The sequence below is a fragment of the Kribbella soli genome (assembly GCF_004331345.1).
In the GTDB taxonomy this organism is placed as follows: domain Bacteria; phylum Actinomycetota; class Actinomycetes; order Propionibacteriales; family Kribbellaceae; genus Kribbella; species Kribbella soli.
Genome location: NZ_SJJZ01000003.1, coordinates 811,175 through 829,455, shown reverse-complemented (window position 1 = coordinate 829,455; position 18,281 = coordinate 811,175). Strand labels below are relative to the sequence as shown.

The following is an 18,281-nucleotide window of genomic DNA, read 5'->3' as shown; positions in this document are numbered from 1 at the left end:
TTCAGAGAGAGGTAATCGTTACGCCGAGGGAGCGCATGTGCCGGGTCCAGGTCTCCAGCGTCAGCAACTGCCAGATCTGCTTGGAGTAGTCCTCGCGCCCGGCCCGCTCGTCGTCGACCAGCTTCTGTACGGCGGCCTGCCGCAGGAACCCGCTCCCGACCAGCTCGCCGCGCAGCAGTACGTCGTCCACCAGTTCGCGCAGGTCGTTCCGCACCCAGGCCCGCAGCGGCGCACTGAACGACGCCTTCGGCCGGTAGATGATCTCCTTCGGCAACCACGCCTCGGCCGCCTTCTTCAACGCCAGCTTGCTGACCCGGCGGTGGATCTTCTCGCTGCCCGGGATCGAGAACGCCGCCTGCGCGACGATCGGGTCCACGAACGGCGTCCGTACCTCGGTCGACGCCGCCATGCTGGACCGGTCCGTGTACGCGAGGTTCAGGCCCGGCAGGAACATCCGCGAGTCCGCGAGGCACATCCGGTTCACGTGGTCGGTGAGCGTCGTGTCGTGGTAGATGTCGCTGTGCTCCGCGAGCAGCTTCCCGACGTACGGGTCGAGGTCCGGACTGATGAGGCCGGCGAGCTGGTCGGCGTCGTACATCGTGTAGCTGCGCCGGAACGCCTCCTCCTCCGGCAGGTTCGAGAATGTCTCGAACCGCTTTGCCCAGCGCGCGTACCGCAGGCCGCGACCGTTCACAGTCACCGGCAGCCGTCGTACGGCGGGCCCGACCAGACCGTTCCGCAGTACGCCGGGAATCCGCTGGTACTGCGCTCCCATCACGCACGCGAGGTGCTTGCGGTACCCGCCGAACAGCTCGTCGGCGCCCATCCCGGACAGCAGGACCTTCACGCCCGCGTCGCGCGCGGTGTCGCACATCAGCAGCGTGTTGATCGCGGCCGGGTCGCCGATCGGCTCGTCCAGAATGTCAACAATCCGCGGAAGTAGCTCGACGACATCGGGCGCGATCTCGATCTCGTGCAGGTCGATCCCGAACTGCTGCGCCACCTTGCGCGCGTAGATCGCGTCGTCCGGCATCGCCTCGAGCCTCTGGTCCTCGGCGCGGAACGTGATCGTGTACGAGTCGACCCCGGGATCCATCTGCTTCGCCAGCACGGTGACGAGGCTGGAGTCGAGACCGCCGCTGAGGAACGTAGAGACCGGGACGTCGGCGACCATGTGTGCGGCGACCGACTCCTCGATCACCTGGCGCAGGTCGGCGCGGGGACCGGCTGCGGCCTCGGTGGCGACGTCGGTCACCCGCCAGTACGTCTCGTGCCGGCTGCTGCCGTCCGGCCGGAACTCCGCCCACGAACCCGGCGGCAGCTTCTCGACGCCGTCGATCGCGCAGCGCTGTTCGGGCAGCCAGTAGTAGAGCATCGACGCGATCAGCGCGCCCGGTTCGGTGCGCAGCTCGGAGCCGACCGCGGTGACGAGCGCCTTCAGCTCGGACGCGAAGATCACGCCGCCCTCACGGCGGAGGAAGTACAGCGGCTTGATGCCGAGCGGGTCGCGGGCCAGGTACATGCTGCCGCTGTCCTCGTCCAGCATCGCGAACGCGAACATGCCGCGGAAACGTCTGAGCGCGTCCGGGCCCCAGCGGCGCCAGGCCTCCAGCACGACCTCGGTGTCGCCGTTGGTCCGGAAGTGCACACCCGACTTGGAGAGCTCGGCCCGGAGCTCCTTGTAGTTGTAGAGCTCGCCGTTGTAGCAGATCGTCAGACCGCGCTTGGTGAACGGCTGGTCCGCGGCCGTCGACAGGTCGATGATCGACAACCGGCGGTGCGCCAGAAAGGCGCGCACATCACCTTCGTCGAACGCGTACACCCGGTCCGCATCCGGACCGCGATGGGCGATCCGGTTGCTCATCGCTTCCGCGAGCGCGAAGCCGTCGCGCTGCTGGTAGCAGCCGGCGATGCCGCACACCGTCAGGACCCCGTCGCGTTGCGGATACCGGCCACGGTGCCGAGGTGGCTCACGTGTCCGGTGAGCTGGTCGTACACCTCGAGGTACGCCTTCTGCTGGTGCTTCCACGCGAGCACCCGCTCGACCCGTTCGCGGCCGAGTTTCGCCATCCGGCGCCGGCGGACCTGGTCGTCGAGCAGTTCGACGATCGCGTCGCCGTACTGCGCCACGTCGTTCGGCTCGACGTACACCGCGGCGTCCGCGGCCGAGACCTTGGTCTCGACCAGGTCGAAGGCGACGACGGGAAGCTCGAAGGCCATGTACTCCATGGTCTTGTTCATGGTCGACACGTCGTTGAGCGGATTCTTCGGATCCGGTGACAGGCCGAGGTCCGCGGTCGACATCACCGCGCGGACGGTCTCGTCCGGCACGCGGCCGGTGAACTCGATGTACTCGGTCAGCCCGAGCTCGTCCCGCAGCGCGACCACGTCGTCGAACGAGTCGCCGCCACCCATCAGCGTGAACGCGATATCGGTGCGCTGCAGATTGTTGACGATATGATCCGCGGCGCGCACGACGATGTCGACGCCGTCCTGCGGGCCCATCACGCCGATGTAGGTGACGAGATGGCGGTGACCGCGGCGGAGCGACTCGTCCGCTCCGCCGCGGAGCAACTTGTCCGGGTCCGGACCGGTGCGGACCACGGTGACGTCGTGATTCGCCTTGCCGCTGCGCGTGATCGCGATCCGACGGTACGAGTCGTTCGTCGAGATGACGTGGTCGGCCTTACGATGCGTCATCCGCTCGAGGAAGCGCAATCCCTTGTACGGAAGGCTGGTCGTGCCGCCGAACCGGGACTGGAACAGTTCCGGGCACAGGTCGTGGTGGTCGAAGACGAACCGGGTGCCGTCGAGGCGGCGCAGCAGCATCGCGATCGGCCAGAAGATGTCCGGCGGGTTGCAGGCCTGCAGCACCTTGAACTTGCCGGCCTTGCGGGCCCGGAAGACCAGACGGAGCGTGGCCAGGAACGAGTACGCGTACTCCCAGACGAAGCTGACCTTGCTGCCGCCCGGCGCGTACGCCTTGTACTTGTGCACGGTCACCCCGTCGATGACCTCGTACGACGGATCGCCCGGACCCTTCGGGCAGACCACCGTGACGTCGTATCCGGCTGCCACCAGCGCCTGGCACTCCAGCCAGACGCGGCGGTCGAACGGGACCCAGAGGTTCTGGATGATGATCAGGACGCGCGGACCGTTCACCAGCCCACTCCTTCGTATCCGGGCAACGCCTCGACGTCGACGCCGAGGCGGCCGCTCAGGTCGATGGTGCGCGCCGGTGGTGTTCTCAGCAGCGCCTCGACGGCGGGCCGGTCGGTTGCCGCGACGATCGCCAGGTCGGCGCCGGCCAGGGCCGCGTCGGGGTCGTCGGTGAGCACCCGCTGCAGGTGCGGGAGCTTGGACGTGACGTGTCGCAGGTTCGCGCCGACCAGGCGGCCCGGGTTCACGATCGCGTCGTAGATCCGCAGGTTGTAGCCCTTGCCGATCAGCCGTTCGGCGAGCTCGACGTTCGGGCTCTCGCGGAGGTCGTCGGTGGCGTGCTTGAAGCTCAGGCCGAGCAGCGCGATCTCGCGGCCGGGGCCGGCGATCACGCGGTCGACGACGTCGCGGACGCTCCGCTCGTTGGTGGCGAGCGTGCCGGCGAGCATCGGGAGCTCGGTGTCGTTGATCCGCGCCAGATGCAGGACGCTTCGCAGGTCCTTCGGGAGACAGGAGCCGCCGAACGCGAAACCGGGCTTCAGGTAGTACGGCGAGATGTTCAGGCTGGTGTCCTGGACGAAGATCTTCATCACCTCGCGCGAGTCCACGTCGAAGTGCCGGAAGATCCGGCCCATCTCGTTCGCGAACGAGACCTTGGTGGCGTGGAACGCGTTGCAGGCGTACTTGAGTGCTTCCGCCGTACGAACGTCGACAATCTGCACGTCGACACCGAGGCTGTTGTCTTTATAGACAGGGGCGAACAGGTCGGTCAGAGCGGTACCGACCTTCGGGCTGCGGGTGCCGACCACGACGAACGGCGGCTCGTAGAAGTCGGCGAGACCGGATCCCTCGCGCAGGAACTCCGGGCACATCGCCGTACCGAACGTGAGACCGTCCGGCGGCGGTACGTCGGCCAGCACCTGGGCGACCACCTCGTCGACGGTGCCCGGCGGGACCGTGCTGCGAATGACGATGCTGTGAAAACCCGACTCCGGCCGGACGACGAACCGCGCCGCCTCGGCGATGTCCCGCACCGCGCGTTTGATGTAGGTGAGATCGGTACTGCCCGCCTGCGTCGATGGCGTTCCGACACAGATCAGCGAGACATCGGCCCGCTCGAGCGCGAGCCGTGGATCGGTGGTCGCGTGCAACCGTCCCGACGTGGCACCCGCCGCGACCAGATCGTCCAGCCCCGGCTCGACGACCGGGCTGTGACCCTGGGCGATCGGCTCGACCTTCGCCGTGTCGACATCGACCCCCCAGACATCGTGCCCAGCAGCAGCCAGACAAGCCGCCGTCACCGTCCCCACGTATCCCAAGCCGAATACGGCAACCTTCATAACGCCCCCCACAGGCTCATGACGTGGCATCCCCACGTCCCCACAGCGCCCATGAGAGCGCCGGCCCCACCTCGCTGATACATGACAGTGAAAAATCCCAGCCGGAATTCGGGTTCAGCGTTTGCTGAGCAGGTAGTACGCGTAGCGCTCGTCGAGCGCGTTGTGCGGGACCAGGAAGCAGGCCTCGGGCTGGAAGCCGAGATCCGTCATCTGGGTCCAGAAGGTGTCGATCGGGTACGACGTCATACTCGCGGCGCGGGTGCCGCGATAGCGATGGCGGCGCGGGGCGGTGCGCCAATCGGTGGTCTGGTACTTCGTCTGCACGAACGCGATCCCGCCGTCCTTCAGAAGATCATGCGCGATCTGCATGATCCGCAGTCCGTACTCAGGACTGGGAACCAGCTCCAGGACATACAGACACAGAAAGACGTCGGCCTGCCCGACGTGTTCAGCGGCAGCCTCGGGGTTGCTCATGTCGGCGAGGACAGGGGTGAAGTGCGTCCCGGGTACCGCGGCCAGCTGACGCCCGCACTCGTCCAGCGTCTCCTGGTTGATGTCCACTCCGACGAACTCGTCGCAGTGCGGTGCGAAGGCGAGCGCGTTCGCACCACCGCCACAGCCCCACTCGACGATCCGCGAGTACTGCTCGTCGCCGCCGCGCAGCCGCCCCAGCCGCTGGAACAGTTCCCAGTGTTCCTGTCCGACCGATGTCCAGTCCGTCGTCCGGAACACCTCGGCGTCCCGGAAGTGCGAGAATCCACGCCAACTCGTCTCCGCCGTACCGTCGACCCAATACGCCTTCGCGTCGTCGACGAGCCGCTCCTCTGAGTGGCCGAACCCCAGCCGTACCGTCAACCTGTCCAGCGCTTCCCGCGCCAAGCTCTTCTTGTCAGCTAGTGCGCACACACCGTCACCTCCCAGAGTCGTAGTGCCTACCGATGCCGGGAGGACGTCGAAGAGAGCAGCCAACCCTGCCTCCTGATACCGAAATTGCCTGTATCAGGAGCCGTCCCCGCGGATCTGTATGGGCGACAGCGGCTGTTCTGGGGTGGGGGGAAGTCGGATGAGGGTTCTGGTCAGTGGTGACCGCGGTTATATCGGGGCGGTGATGGTGCCGTTCCTGCGGGCTGCCGGGCATCAGGTGGACGGACTGGACACCGGGCTGTACGAGGGGTGCGACCTCTTGGGCGGACCGGAGCCGATCGGTACGCGCACACCGCGTGACATGCGGGACGTGACGACGGGGGAGTTGACGGGGTACGACGCGGTGGTCTGTCTGGCCGCGTTGTCGAACGACCCGCTCGGACACCTGAACCGCGACGCCACGTACTCGGTCAACCTCGAAGGGACACTGAACCTCGCCCGCGCGGCGAAGGACGCCGGTGTCGGGCGGTTCCTGTTCGCGTCCTCCTGCAGCCTCTACGGCGCCGCGGGGTCGGAGGCGGTCGCCGAGGACGCCGAGATGTTCCCGGTCACGCCGTACGGCGAGACGAAGGCGCTGGCGGAGCAGGAGTTGTCCAAGCTCGCCGACGACACGTTCAGCCCGACGTACCTGCGGAACGCGACCGCGTACGGCGCCTCGACACGGCTGCGGCTCGACATCGTCGTCAACAACCTGACCGCGATCGCGCTGACGTCCGGCCAGGTCCGCCTGGAGAGCGACGGCACCCCGTGGCGGCCGCTGGTCCACATCGAGGACATCAGCCGCGCGTTCCTCAGGGTGCTCGAGTCGCCGCGGGAGACGATCCACGACGAGGCGTTCAACGTCGGCCGTTCCGAGGACGTGGTCCAGGTCCGCGACATCGCCGAGATGGTCCGCGAGGCGGTGCCGGGGTCGACGCTGTCGATCGCCGACGGCGCCGGCCCGGACCTGCGCAACTACAAGGTCGACTTCAGCAAGCTCAACGACACCTTCCCGGACCTGACGCTCGAGTGGACGGTCCGCAAGGGGGTCGACGAGCTGTACGACGCCTACCAGCGCCACGGCCTCACGCTCGACGACTTCAACTCGGCCCAGTTCGTCCGCCTGCGCCGCATCCAGCAGCTGCTCGGTGCCGGCCTGGTCGACGACCAGCTGCGCCGCCAGACCGACGAGCAGTTCCCCGGGCCGAAGGAGCTGAACTGATGACGGACCCAGTGACGGATTCGGTCGCCTGCCGCCTCTGCGGTGAACAGTTGACGCGGACGTTCGTCGACCTCGGTATGTCGCCGCCGTGCGAGAGCTTCCTGCGCGCCGACCAGATCGACAGCGGTGAGACGTTCTACCCGCTGAACGTGCGGATCTGTGACAACTGCCTGCTGGTCCAGCTCCCGGCGTACGTCGCCGCCGACGACGTCTTCAGCGACTACCTGTACTTCTCGTCGTACTCGACCAGCTGGGTGGAGCACGCCCGCCGGTTCGTCGTCGACATGCAGGAGCGGCTGAAGCTCGACGAGAACAGCCTGATCGTCGAGGCCGCCAGCAACGACGGCTATCTGCTGCAGCACGCCGTCGCCGAAGGCATCCCGGTGCTCGGTATCGAGCCGGCCGCGAACATCGCGAAGATCGCGAACGAGAAGGGCATCCGCACCGAGAGCTACTTCCTCGGCGAGGCGACCGGCGCCGACGCGGCCGCGCGGCACGGCAAGGCGGACCTTGTCGTCGGCAACAACGTGTTCGCGCACGTCCCGGACATCGTCGACTTCGCCAAGGGCCTGCGGGCGCTGGTGAAGGACGACGGCCTGGTGTCGCTGGAGTTCCCGCACCTGCTGCGGCTGATCGAGAACCGCCAGTACGACACGATCTACCACGAGCACTACTCGTACCTGAGCCTCAAGACCGCTGCCGAAGCACTCGACCGAGCCGGCCTGAAGGTCGTCGACGTCCAGGAGCTGCAGAGCCACGGCGGCTCGCTCCGGGTCTTCAGCACGCCGACCGAGACCGCGGGCGAGCCCACCGAGCTGGTGGGCAAGGTGCTGCTGGACGAGGAAGACGCCGGCCTGCACAGCGTAGAGGGCCACCTGGGCTTCGCAGCCGAGGTGTTCAAGATCAAGTCCGATCTGCTCGAGTTCCTGATCCAGGCACAGCGAGACGGCAAGTTCGTCGCCGGGTACGGCGCTCCCGGCAAGGGCAACACGCTGCTCAACCACTGCGGCATCCGCGAGGACCTGTTGCCGTACACGGTCGACCGCAGCCCGCACAAGCACGGGATGTTCCTGCCCGGCACGCACATCCCGATCCACGCCCCGGAGCGCCTGGCCGAGACGCGGCCCGACTACATCGTGATCCTGCCGTGGAACCTGCGTGCGGAGATCGTCCACCAGCTCGGCTACGCACGGGAGTGGGGCGCGAAGTTCGTCGTACCCATCCCGCGCCTCGAAGTGATCTGACAGCACGTTTGTGGGGGGAAGGGGAGTCAGATGAAGGTCGTGATCTTCTGCGGGGGGTTCGGGTTGCGGATGCGCAGCGGCGTGGACTCCGCACCGAAACCGATGATGACGATCGGCGACCGGCCGGTCCTGTGGCACGTGATGCGCTACTACGCGCACTTCGGCCACACCGAGTTCATCCTCTGCCTGGGCTTCGGGGGGTCCGCGGTCAAGGAGTACTTCCTGCGCTACGAGGAGACGGTCTCCAACGACTTCGTGATGACGAAGGGCGGGCAGCGCATCGAGCTGCTCGACTCCGACATCAGCGAGTGGAAGATCACCTTCGTCGACACCGGGATCGACACCAGCATCGGTGAGCGGCTGCGCCGGGTCCGGCCGTACCTGGAGGACGACGACGCGTTCCTGGCGAACTACGGCGACGTGCTGACCGACGCGCCGATGGACAAGATCGTCGACCACGTGATGACCAGCGACATCACCGCGAGCCTGCTCGCGGTGCCGCCGCAGGCGTCGTTCCACGTCGTCGAGTTCGACAACGACTCGCGGGTCACCGGGCTGCGCTCGGCCGCGGATCTGAACGTGTGGATCAACGGCGGGTACTTCGTGATCAAGAAGGAGATCTTCGACGTCCTGCACGAGGACGAGGATCTGGTCGGCGACGCGTTCCCGCGGCTGTCCGCGATGCGGAAGCTGGAGGCGATCCCGCACCACGGGTTCTGGGCGCCGATGGACACGCTGAAGGAACGCAGCCAGCTCGAGGAGCTGTACCGGTCCGGCAAGAAGCCGTGGGCGCTGTGGAGCCACGACGCCCGCGAGCAGCAGAGCCGGGTCCTGGACAAGGCGCCGGAACCGTCGGCCGCCGGGCCGGTAGTGGTGGCGATCTGATGCTGCCGTTCCAGCTCGGTCTGATCGACGGACCGGTCCACCTGGTTGCCCTCGGCGCGCATCCGGACGACATCGAGATCGGCTGCGGCGGCACGCTGCTGAAGCTGGCCGAGTCGGTGCCGGAGCTGACCGCCGAGTTCGTGATCGCGACCGGTACGCCGGTGCGCCTGGAGGAGGCCCGCCGCGCGGCGGAGCTGTTCCTGCCGGAGTGCGAGGTGACCGTGACGTCGGCCGAGCTGCCGGACGGGCGGCTGCCGGCGTACTGGAACGAGACCAAGGAGTTGCTCGAGGCAACGGCTCGCGGCAGCCGGCGGCCAGACCTGGTGCTTGCCCCGAGCAAGAACGACGCGCACCAGGACCACCGGCTGATCGCCGAGCTGGCGCCGACGGTCTGGCGCAACCAGCTGGTGCTGCACTACGAGATCCCCAAGTGGGACGGCGATCTCAGCCGGCCGTGGCTGTACGTCGAACTCACCGAGGAGCAGCTGCGGGACAAGGTGGCGCTGCTGCACAAGGCGTACCCGTCGCAGGTCCCGCACGACTGGTTCGACGAAGAGGTGTTCGCCGGACTGGCCCGGCTGCGGGGGATGGAGTGCCGGGCGCCGTACGCCGAGGCCTTCACGACAGGCAAAGCCACGCTGACATGGTGAACAAGGGGGATGTAGTGAGCTTCAAGTGTCGTGGGTGCGCGGCGGAGAACGTCGTACCGGTGGTCGATCTGGGGCCGCAGCCGTGCGCCGACTACTTCCCGCCCGCGGACACACCGGGACCGGATCCGCGCTGGCCGCTCGAGCTGTGGCTGTGCCGGGCCTGCACGTTGGTCCAGCTCGGCCCGGTCGAGGCGCAACTGCCGGAGGAGCCGCTGGCGGTGGAGTCGGCGACGAGCATCGCGCATGCCGAGAAGTCGGTGAAGGAGCTCCTGACCGAGTACCCCGAGTTGCACCACAGCGTCGTCTTCGAGTTCGCCAGCCACCACGGGGGTTCCTGGCTCGAGCATCTGTACGCAGCGGGCTCGCGGCTGGCCGGTGAGGGCGAGAAGGCCGATCTGGTCATCGACGTCCACGGCATCGTGCACGAGCCGCAGTACGGCGACATGCTGAAGGTGCGGTCGGAACGGCTCGCGCCGGGCGGCCTGCTGGTGATGGAGTTCCACCACCTGTTGCCGTTGTTCGTCGGGAACCAGTTCGACACCATCCGCCACGGGCACTGGGCGTACGTCTCGCTGCGCGCGCTGCGGAACCTCGCTGCCGTTCACGGTCTGGCGGTCGAGTCGGTGAAGCAGGTCGACATGTTCGGCGGCAGCCTGATGGTGATGCTCCGGCATGCGGCCGATGCGAAGCCGGATGCGTCGGTCGACGTGGTGCTCGAGGACGAGGATGCCGCAGGCATCGCCGACGAAGTACAGCTCGGCAGCCTGCAGGAGGCCGCGTGGCACGCGGCCCGTGCGCTGCACGACGAGCTGGCCCGGCACAAGGCCGCCGGCCGTACTGTCCTCGGGTACGGCGCTCCTTCCAAGGCGCCGGTGCTTCTCGACCTCAGCAAGGTCACGACGGACCTGCTGCCGTTCACCGTCGACCTTGCCCCCGGCAAGCACGGCCGCCGCGTACCCGGTGGCTGCATGGTGCCGATCCGTCCGATCGAGGACCTGAAGGCCGCGCGGCCGGACATCGTCCTCGTCCTCACGTGGGACATCGCCGACGAGATCATCGCCCAGCTGGAGGCCGACGGCGGGTGGGGTACGACGTACCTCGTCCCGCTCCCGGAACCGCACGAGAGGGCGCGCTGACATGGAGATCGTCGAGGTCCCCGGCATCGCCGGCGTACTGCTGTTCCGTCCGGCGCCGCACCGCGACGAGCGCGGGTTCTTCTCGCGCACGTTCGACCGGGACGTGATCGCGAAGGCCGGTCTGGACCCGGACGGCTTCGTCCAGGACAGCATCTCGCGTTCGCGGAAGGGTGTCGTCCGCGGCATGCACACCAGGTCCGGCCGGGGTGAGGCCAAGCTGGTGCGCTGCTCGTACGGCGCGGTGTTCGACGTCGTCGTCGACCTGCGTCCCGGCTCGCCGACGTACCGCAACCGGGAGACGTTCGACCTCACCGGTGACAACCAGGTGACCGTGTACGTGCCGGCCGGTTGCGCGCACGGGTTCCAGGCGCTGACCGAACCCGCCGACGTCTCGTACCGCATCGATCGTGCCCACGACCCGTCCGAGGACGTGGCGATCCGCTTCGACGATCCCGATCTGGACATCCCGTGGCCGTTGCCGGTGACGCTGATGTCGGACCGGGATCGGGCTGCCGCGTCACTCGATCTCGCCACTGCGAGGCTCTGATGACCAAGTCCTTCGAGAAGTCCGTTGCCGCCAACAAGCGGCTGCACGACCTGATCCCCGGTGGCGCGCACACCTACGCCAAGGGCGAGGACCAGTTCCCCGAGCACATGGCGCCGGTGATCGACCACGGCGACGGCGCGCACGTGTGGGACGTCGACGGCAACGAGTACATCGAGTACGGCTCCGGCCTGCGCGCGGTCAGCCTCGGCCACCGGCACCCGAAGGTCCTCGAAGCGGTTCGCCGGGAGATCGACCGCGGCAGCAACTTCGTCCGCCCGAGCATCATCGAGCTCGAGGCCGCCGAACGCTTCCTCGCCACGGTCCCGACCGCCGAGATGGTGAAGTTCGCCAAGAACGGCTCGGACGCGACCACCGCCGCGGTGAAGCTGGCGCGTGCGGTCACCGGCCGCCCGCTGGTCGCGCTCTGTGGCGATCAGGCCTTCTTCTCGATCGACGACTGGTTCGTGAGCCGAACCCCGATGTCGGCTGGAATCCCCGCCGAGATCGGCGACCTCACTGTCGCTTTCCCGTACGGCGACCTGGCGGCGACCGAGGACCTGTTCCGGCAGCACGACGGCGAGATCGCCTGCCTGATCCTGGAGGCGGCGACGCAGCTGGACCCGCCGGCCGGTTACCTGGAAGGTCTGCGAGACCTCGTTCACCGGCACGGCGCACTGCTGATCTTCGACGAGATGATCACCGGCTTCCGGCTGTCCGCGGCCGGTGCGCAGGGCCTTTTCGGCGTGACACCCGACCTGTCGACGTTCGGCAAGGCGCTCGGCAACGGGTTCGCGGTGTCGGCGCTGGCCGGCAAGCGCGACTACCTGGAGCGCGGGGGACTGCGGGACAGCCACGAGCGCGTCTTCCTGCTGTCGACCACGCACGGCGCCGAGACGCACGCCCTCGCGGCCGCCGTCGCGGTGATGGACGTGTACGCCGCGGAAGACATCCCCGCCCGCCTGCACGAACGCGGCGAGCGACTGACGAAGGGCGTCCGCGAGGTCGCCGCGGCGGCCGGCGTACAGGACCACGTAGTCGTCCGCGGCCGGCCGAGCAACCTGGTCTTCGCCACGCTCGACGAGCAGCTCCAGCCGTCCCAGTTGTACCGCACGCTCTTCCTCCGCGAACTCATCACGGGCGGCGTCATCGGCCCATCGTTCGTCGTCAGCAGCGCGCTCACCGACGCGGACATCGACCGCACCGTCGAGGTCGTTGCCGGCGCCTGCGCGGTCTACCGCCAGGCCCTCGACGCCCAGGACATCCAGGCATTCATCGGCGGACGTCCCGTCAAACCGGTCTTCCGCCGGTTCGTCTAGGAAGGAAAGACCATGGCTTCAGCTCTTCCCAGGCTCAGCGTCGGACTGCCCGTCTACAACGGCGAGGAGTACCTCCGAGAGGCACTCGACGCCGTTCTGGGGCAGACGTTCGAGGACTTCGAGCTGGTCATCTCGAGCAACGCCTCGACCGACGCGACCGACGACATCTGCCGGGAGTACCAGGCGCGGGACCCGCGGATCCGCATCTACCGCCAGGAGCAGAACATCGGCGCCGCACCCAACCACCAGTTCGTCTTCGACCAGAGTCGTGGCGAACTGTTCAAATGGGTCGCGGCCGACGACCTCTACGCGCGCGACCTCTTCGCGCGCTGCGTCGCCCTGCTCGACGAGCATCCCGACGCGGTCCTCGCGCACTCGTGGGGCGCGGCGATCGACGGCGACGGTGAGGTCATCCAGGCGATCGAGTACCCGCTCACGACGGACTCCACGCAGCCATCGGAGCGGTTCCGCAGCATGTTGTTCGGTGTGGATCTGCCCGGGGCGCTGGCCGCGGACGACTTCTACGGGGTGATCCGCTCCGACGTGCTGCGCAAGATCAAGCCGCACGGCAGCTTCTACCACGCGGACTACACCTACACCGCCGAGATCTCCCTGCACGGCCCGTTCGTACAAGTGCCCGAGTGGCTCTACTTCCGCCGCCAGCACGACGACCGGGTTTCGCTCGCGTCGGCCAGCACCGTTGCCGCGCGACTCGACCCGAGCCGGGCCGGCCGACTCCGCAGTTTCAAGGCGAGGCTGTTCGCGGAGTACCTCTGGAGCTGGTTCGAGGTCGTCCGGCGAGCACCGGTCACCGGTGCGGAGCGCCGCAAGTGCTACCGGCACATCCTCTCGTGGGCCGCCAATCGTGCGTCTCGGCGGCTGCCGGGACGCTCCGGGCCGCCGGAACCGGCGCCGGAGAGCTTCGGTGAGATCGGCGCGCGAGTGCTGGCCAGCCGGGCGCTCGTCGCCGGAGCGGACGGTCGCTCGTGAGCAACGTGGAACGAGCTCAACGAGTCGGCCTGTTCGGCCGCCTCGGCTCCGGCAACCTCGGCAACGACGCGGGGCTCGAGGCGATGCTCGCCTACCTGCGCACGGAGCATCCGGACGCGGTGCTCGACAGCCTCTGCTCCGGGCCCGAGGTGGTGACCGCGCGCCACGGGATCCCGGCGTACCAGATTCACTGCCTGAACAACAGTCAAGCGCCGCGCTCGCGGCTGGGGCGTGCCGCCCTGACCGTGCCGCGGATCGCGCTCGGTGCCCTGATCGACACCTGGCGGACGGTTGCCTGGACCCGGCGCCACGACGTCGTGATCGTCCCCGGCAGCGGCGTGCTGGAGGCGACCATGCCGCAGCGACCGTGGCAACTGCCGTACTCCTTGGCCGTGGTGTCCGTCGCCGCGCGGGTGTTCGGTGCGAAGTTCGCGTTCGTCAGCATCGGTGCGACGGTGATCCGGCAGCGCGTGAACCGTCGGCTGATGCGGTTCAGCACGCGGCTGGCGCACTACCGGTCGTTCCGGGACCAGCAGTCGCTCGACGGCGCCCGTGAGAGCGGCTTCGCGACCTCGCGCGACAGGGTCCATCCAGACCTTGTCTTCGCGCTCCCGGCACCGGTGGCGGACCCAGGCCCGACCGGCGTGGTGGGCGTCGGCGTGATCTCGTACCACTACAGCGCCGACGACCCGCGGACCGACGAGCTGTACGACTCGTACCTGGCCAAGATGCGGCGATTCGTCCGCGAGCTGACGACGCGCGGCTACCAGGTCCAGCTCTTCGTCGGCGACGACTACGACGAGCCAGTGATTCCGATGCTGCAGGAGGAAGCGGAAGCCGGGACGATCCGCTACGACCGCTGCGAGACGTTCGACGAGCTGATGAACCAGATCGCCGGCGTCGACGTCATGATCGGCTCTCGCTTCCACAACGTGATCGCCGGGCTGAAGTGCGCCAAACCGACGATCTCGATCGGCTACGGCCGCAAGAACGCGGCCGTGATGGAGCTGTTCGGCCAAGGCGAGTACGCCCACGACATCCGCGACTTCGACGTCGACGTGCTGCTCGAGCAGTTCACCCTCCTGATGCGTGACCGGGAACGGGTCATGAAGGAGCTGGCCGAATGCAACAGTGCGGTCGAGCGTGGGCTGGCAGAGCAGTTCGAAGCATTGTCGGCCGAGGTGTTCGCGAATCCGCCGGTCCGGCGGGCAGGGAGCGTTCCGGCATGAGGAAGCTTGCGCCCTGGCGGCAGCAGATCGCGGGCCGGCTCGGGTGGGCCGTCGCTGATCAGGGGGTGTCGAGTCTGGAGAACTTCCTGCTCGGCGTCTTCGTGGCCAAGATGCTCGGCGCCGAGGGGCTGGGCGCCCTCGGGCTCGCCTTCGTCGCCTACTCGATCGCACTCAGTTGTTCCCGGGCATTGGCGACCGACGCCCTGATGATCCGGTTCTCCGGGGCATCGGAGAACGTCTGGCGGACCGCGGCGTCCGCCGCGACCGGCGTCGCGCTGCTCATCGGTACGGCAAGTGGGGCCATCTCCGTCGGCCTGGGCCTGATCCTGAGGGCCGCGGAGCCGGGGTCGGGAGCCGGTACCGCATTCCTCGCGATCGGTATCGCGATGCCGGCGCTGACGCTGATGGACAGCTGGCGGTGTGTCTTCTTCGCGGCCGAGCGCGGCGCGAAGGCGTTCCTCATCGACGTGGTGTGGACGGTGTTGTTCCTCAGCCTGCTGCTGGTCGCTCAGCTCACCGGGACCAAGAGTCTCACCCTGTTGCTGGTCGGGTTCGGTGTCACGGCCCTGGTGGCGGCGGTGGTGGGAATGGTGAACGCGCGGACGGTGCCCCGGGTCTTCGCCGCCCGTGGCTGGCTGCAGCAGCATCGCGACCTCGGCAGTCGCTTCCTCGTGGAGAACGTGGTGATGGGGGCCGGCGGGCAGATTCGCGCGCCGGTCGTCGCGGCGGCGGTCGGGCTGGCCGCGGTCGGCGCGATCCGGGCCGCCGAGATGCTGGTCGGTCCGGTCGCAGCGTTGCTGATGGGCATCTCACAGGTCTCCGTCCCGGAGGCCGCGCGCGCACTGCGCAAGGGGTCCGGCTCGCTCCTGCGACTCTGCCTGGGCCTCAGCGGGGGTCTCGCCGCGGTGGGGTTCGGCTGGGGCCTGGTGGTCATCGTCGTCTTCCCGTTCGGGATCGGCGAGGCGCTGCTCGGAACGGTCTGGACGGAGGCTCACCAGGTGCTTCTCGGGGTGTGCGTGAGCGCCGCTTTCGGGTGCCTGATGATCGGCCCCTCGGCGGGTCTCCGGGCCCTCAGCCGTGCCGACCGGACGATGCGCTGCCAGTTGGTCGTCTCGGCCCTCTCCATCCTGCTCGGCAGCGCCGGAGCCGTCGTCGGCGGTGCTCTCGGAGCGGTGTGGGGGACCGCGATCGCATCGATCGTCGGGTCCGCGATCTGGTGGTGGGAGTTCCTCCGTGCACGGCGGGAGCACTTCCACGGAGCCACCGAGTTGGTCCAGCCAGACGCGCAGGTGAATACGACAGGAGCGCCCGCATGACGAACGCGACTGCTGTGCCGTCACGCCACCCGGACCGGCTCGACACCGAGATCGTGATGGCGATGCTGATGCGCCGCAACGGCGGATCCGGCGTCCAGACCCATGTGCGCACGGTGCGGCAGTATCTGGACGACGCGGCGCGGCCGGCCAGTGTCGTCAACCCGTTCTCGTCGAAGGACCCGTTGCTTCCGCCGATCTTCGGGGCCAGGTTCGCCATCCGGCTGTTCAGTCCGCAGGCCGGTGTGTGGTGGTACCGGCACTGGCACGCGTATTACCTGGAGCGGGCGCTGTCCCACCACCTGTCGAATGCCGGACCGGCGGTGCTGTACGCGCAGTGCCCGGTCTCGGCGGCGGTCGCCCTGCGGGTGCGGACGACGCAGCCGGTCGTGATGGCGGCGCACTTCAATGTCTCGCAGGCCGACGAGTGGGCCGGCAAGGGCGAGATCGCCCGGTTCGGGACGATGTTCGGGGCGATCCGGTCGTTCGAGGAGCAGGTACTGACCGAACTGGACGGGATCGTCTACGTGTCCGAGTTCGCGCGCTCGGTTCTCGAGGACCGGATGCCCGCGATCCGCAACGTGCCTGGCATCGTGATCCCGAATCCGGTCAACATTCCGTCGCTGGGCGCGGTGTCACCGCACAGCGCGGACCTGATCACGGTCGGGGCACTCGAGCCGCGGAAGAACCACAGCTACCTTCTCGAGGTGCTGGGCGCCGCCGCGCGCCGGGGCCACAGGTACACGCTGTCTGTCGTCGGGGACGGGCCGGACCGGCGCGCGCTGCAGGGGCAGGCCAAGGCTCTCGGACTCGGCGACCAGGTGCGGTTCCTGGGGTACCAGGCCGATCCGCCCTCGTTGATGGCCGGACACCGTCTCTACTGCCACACCGCGACGATGGAGAATCTGCCGATCGCGCTGCTCGAGGCGATGGCCGGTGGACTGCCGGTCGTCGCCGGAGCGGTCGGTGGCATCCCCGAGATCGTGCGGCCCGGCCAGGAGGGACAGTTCTGGCCGTTGGACGACGCGGAGGCGGCCGCCGGCGTGCTGATCGAGGTCATGGAGAACCCGGCCCGGCTGCGGGCGATGGCGGCCGCGGCCACAGTCAGGGCCGAGACCGAGTTCTCGTCGGACGTGGTCGGGAAACGCTTGGTCAGCTTCCTCGAGAACACCGAGATCCGGCGGCGAAAGTTGACGGATTAGCCGAAAACGAAAGATCTCCACAAGGATCGGCACCTCTCGTCGTCACGAGCTCGGCGACGAACTCGCGGCCGGCGTCGGGAGCCCGGATCCGTGGCTGGGGGGCCGGCCCGTGAAACCCGTGTTCCGCCGGTACGGCTGACGAGACCAGAACACCGCACACCATTGAATCCCGAGGGGGAACACCATGCATTCCATTTACGTCGACGCCGAATTCACCGACGACGAGCGCCGGGCGAAGCTGTACGACGGTGACCTGTTCGTCTACTCGCCGCGTCCTTCGACGCTGGCCCTGACGGAGTTCGCCGGGGCGATGGCCCGCGAGGCGTTCGCGCCGCTGGACCCGGAGACGGCCCAGTTCGACATGGCCGTCGAGGACTACGCCGCGCTGCTCGCGAAGCTGAAGCCGGCGTTCATCCACCACCCGGAGTCGAAGCGGCTGATCCAGGAGATGCTCGTCGACCTCGGGTGCGACAGCGAGCAGGTGTACTTCGACGTACCGCGGATGCGTAGTTCGACCTCGAACGACTACCTGACCACGGGTATCGCGTTCGCGTTCCACCCGCACCGTGACACCTGGTACTCCGCGCCGTACACCCAGCTCAACTGGTGGCTGCCGATCTTCCCGATCAGCGACGACAACGGGCTCGCGTTCCACCCGAGGTACTGGCAGACACCGGTCAAGAACAGCTCCCGGGTCTACAACTACGCCGAGTGGAACGCGACCAGCCGGCAGATCGCCGCGACCCAGATCGGCACCGACACCCGCGTGCAGCCGGTGCCGGAAGACGAGGTGGAGTTGGTTCCGCAGATCCGGCCGATCTGCAAGCCGGGTGGCATCGTCCTGTTCTCCGGTGCGCAGCTGCACTCCAGCGTGCCGAACACGTCCGGCCGGACCCGGTTCAGCATCGACCTGCGCACCGTGCACCTCGGTGACGCGCTCGCCGGCCGGGCGGCGCCGAACATCGACTCCGAATGCACCGGTACCACGATGGGCGATTACCTGCGCGTCAGCGACCTGGAACACGTTCCGGAGGACATCGTCGCGGCGTTCGACGTCCCTCAGGAAGAGGTCGCTTGAGACATCAACTGTTGCCGGTGACAGAGGGAGGTAAAACTTCTCCACAAGGATCGGTACCTCTCGTCGC

At 68.1% G+C, this 18,281-nt stretch carries 16 protein-coding genes; 12 read left to right on the top strand and 4 right to left on the bottom strand.

Annotation, left to right across the window (positions count from 1 at the left end):
• Position 1: 1 nt before the first annotated feature.
• The 4 genes from asnB to E0H45_RS26780 form a co-directional block, all read right to left on the bottom strand.
• Complete coding sequence (gene asnB, locus E0H45_RS26795) at positions 2-1,921, bottom strand: asparagine synthase (glutamine-hydrolyzing) (RefSeq protein ID WP_131342350.1); 1,920 nt, start codon at positions 1,919-1,921, stop codon at positions 2-4.
• 2 nt (positions 1,922-1,923) lie between these two features.
• On the bottom strand, positions 1,924-3,162 hold the full coding sequence (locus E0H45_RS26790; protein ID WP_202872522.1) for a glycosyltransferase family 4 protein: 1,239 nt from the start codon (positions 3,160-3,162) through the stop codon (positions 1,924-1,926).
• Entirely contained in the window at positions 3,159-4,499 is a 1,341-nt protein-coding gene (locus tag E0H45_RS26785) for a UDP-glucose dehydrogenase family protein (RefSeq protein WP_165546605.1), read from the bottom strand. The genes E0H45_RS26790 and E0H45_RS26785 overlap by 4 nt, the downstream gene beginning before the upstream one ends.
• Before the next feature lie 114 nt (positions 4,500-4,613).
• Positions 4,614-5,405: a class I SAM-dependent methyltransferase gene (locus tag E0H45_RS26780; protein WP_165546604.1), complete on the bottom strand. Its 792-nt coding sequence runs from the start codon at positions 5,403-5,405 to the stop codon at positions 4,614-4,616.
• A 157-nt stretch (positions 5,406-5,562) separates the two neighbouring features.
• On the opposite strand from E0H45_RS26780, the gene E0H45_RS26775 reads away from it, so the two are divergent.
• The 12 genes from E0H45_RS26775 to E0H45_RS26720 all read left to right on the top strand — a co-directional run bounded on the left by E0H45_RS26775 (position 5,563) and on the right by E0H45_RS26720 (position 18,214).
• Positions 5,563-6,624: an NAD-dependent epimerase/dehydratase family protein gene (locus E0H45_RS26775; RefSeq protein ID WP_131342343.1), complete on the top strand. Its 1,062-nt coding sequence runs from the start codon at positions 5,563-5,565 to the stop codon at positions 6,622-6,624.
• Positions 6,624-7,868 (top strand): class I SAM-dependent methyltransferase, encoded by a 1,245-nt coding sequence (locus tag E0H45_RS26770; protein ID WP_131342341.1) that lies wholly within the window; start codon positions 6,624-6,626, stop codon positions 7,866-7,868. The genes E0H45_RS26775 and E0H45_RS26770 overlap by 1 nt, the downstream gene beginning before the upstream one ends.
• 30 nt (positions 7,869-7,898) lie before the next feature.
• A complete protein-coding gene (locus tag E0H45_RS26765; protein ID WP_202872521.1) occupies positions 7,899-8,753 on the top strand; it encodes a sugar phosphate nucleotidyltransferase in 855 nt (284 codons plus the stop codon).
• Entirely contained in the window at positions 8,753-9,403 is a 651-nt protein-coding gene (locus E0H45_RS26760) for a PIG-L deacetylase family protein (protein WP_131342339.1), read from the top strand. The genes E0H45_RS26765 and E0H45_RS26760 overlap by 1 nt, the downstream gene beginning before the upstream one ends.
• A 14-nt stretch (positions 9,404-9,417) precedes the next feature.
• Positions 9,418-10,539, top strand: coding sequence for a methyltransferase C-terminal domain-containing protein (locus tag E0H45_RS26755; RefSeq protein WP_165546603.1), 1,122 nt, complete (start codon positions 9,418-9,420; stop codon positions 10,537-10,539).
• 1 nt (position 10,540) lies between these two features.
• Positions 10,541-11,086 carry a dTDP-4-dehydrorhamnose 3,5-epimerase family protein gene (locus E0H45_RS26750; protein ID WP_131342335.1) on the top strand — a complete coding sequence of 182 codons (546 nt, stop codon included), beginning with the start codon at positions 10,541-10,543 and terminating at the stop codon, positions 11,084-11,086.
• Complete coding sequence (locus E0H45_RS26745; RefSeq protein WP_131342333.1) at positions 11,086-12,402, top strand: glutamate-1-semialdehyde 2,1-aminomutase; 1,317 nt, start codon at positions 11,086-11,088, stop codon at positions 12,400-12,402. The genes E0H45_RS26750 and E0H45_RS26745 overlap by 1 nt, the downstream gene beginning before the upstream one ends.
• Before the next feature lie 12 nt (positions 12,403-12,414).
• Positions 12,415-13,392 (top strand): glycosyltransferase family 2 protein, encoded by a 978-nt coding sequence (locus E0H45_RS26740; RefSeq protein WP_131342331.1) that lies wholly within the window; start codon positions 12,415-12,417, stop codon positions 13,390-13,392.
• A complete protein-coding gene (locus tag E0H45_RS26735; RefSeq protein WP_131342329.1) occupies positions 13,389-14,621 on the top strand; it encodes a polysaccharide pyruvyl transferase family protein in 1,233 nt (410 codons plus the stop codon). The genes E0H45_RS26740 and E0H45_RS26735 overlap by 4 nt, the downstream gene beginning before the upstream one ends.
• Positions 14,618-15,937, top strand: coding sequence for an MATE family efflux transporter (locus E0H45_RS26730; RefSeq protein WP_131342328.1), 1,320 nt, complete (start codon positions 14,618-14,620; stop codon positions 15,935-15,937). Before E0H45_RS26735 ends, E0H45_RS26730 begins: the two co-directional genes overlap by 4 nt.
• Positions 15,934-17,136, top strand: coding sequence for a glycosyltransferase family 4 protein (locus E0H45_RS26725; RefSeq protein ID WP_131342326.1), 1,203 nt, complete (start codon positions 15,934-15,936; stop codon positions 17,134-17,136). The genes E0H45_RS26730 and E0H45_RS26725 overlap by 4 nt, the downstream gene beginning before the upstream one ends.
• A 184-nt stretch (positions 17,137-17,320) precedes the next feature.
• Entirely contained in the window at positions 17,321-18,214 is an 894-nt protein-coding gene (locus E0H45_RS26720) for a phytanoyl-CoA dioxygenase family protein (protein ID WP_131342323.1), read from the top strand.
• The last annotated feature ends 67 nt before the right edge of the window (positions 18,215-18,281 follow it).

Coding starts and splice junctions, on each gene's coding strand:
- E0H45_RS26785 (WP_165546605.1), bottom strand. CDS start 4,499: ATGAAGGTTGCCGTATTCGGCTTGGGATACGTGGGGACGGTGACGGCG.
- E0H45_RS26775 (WP_131342343.1), top strand. CDS start 5,563: ATGAGGGTTCTGGTCAGTGGTGACCGCGGTTATATCGGGGCGGTGATG.
- E0H45_RS26770 (WP_131342341.1), top strand. CDS start 6,624: ATGACGGACCCAGTGACGGATTCGGTCGCCTGCCGCCTCTGCGGTGAA.
- E0H45_RS26765 (WP_202872521.1), top strand. CDS start 7,899: ATGAAGGTCGTGATCTTCTGCGGGGGGTTCGGGTTGCGGATGCGCAGC.
- E0H45_RS26760 (WP_131342339.1), top strand. CDS start 8,753: ATGCTGCCGTTCCAGCTCGGTCTGATCGACGGACCGGTCCACCTGGTT.
- E0H45_RS26750 (WP_131342335.1), top strand. CDS start 10,541: ATGGAGATCGTCGAGGTCCCCGGCATCGCCGGCGTACTGCTGTTCCGT.
- E0H45_RS26745 (WP_131342333.1), top strand. CDS start 11,086: ATGACCAAGTCCTTCGAGAAGTCCGTTGCCGCCAACAAGCGGCTGCAC.
- E0H45_RS26740 (WP_131342331.1), top strand. CDS start 12,415: ATGGCTTCAGCTCTTCCCAGGCTCAGCGTCGGACTGCCCGTCTACAAC.
- E0H45_RS26730 (WP_131342328.1), top strand. CDS start 14,618: ATGAGGAAGCTTGCGCCCTGGCGGCAGCAGATCGCGGGCCGGCTCGGG.
- E0H45_RS26725 (WP_131342326.1), top strand. CDS start 15,934: ATGACGAACGCGACTGCTGTGCCGTCACGCCACCCGGACCGGCTCGAC.
- E0H45_RS26720 (WP_131342323.1), top strand. CDS start 17,321: ATGCATTCCATTTACGTCGACGCCGAATTCACCGACGACGAGCGCCGG.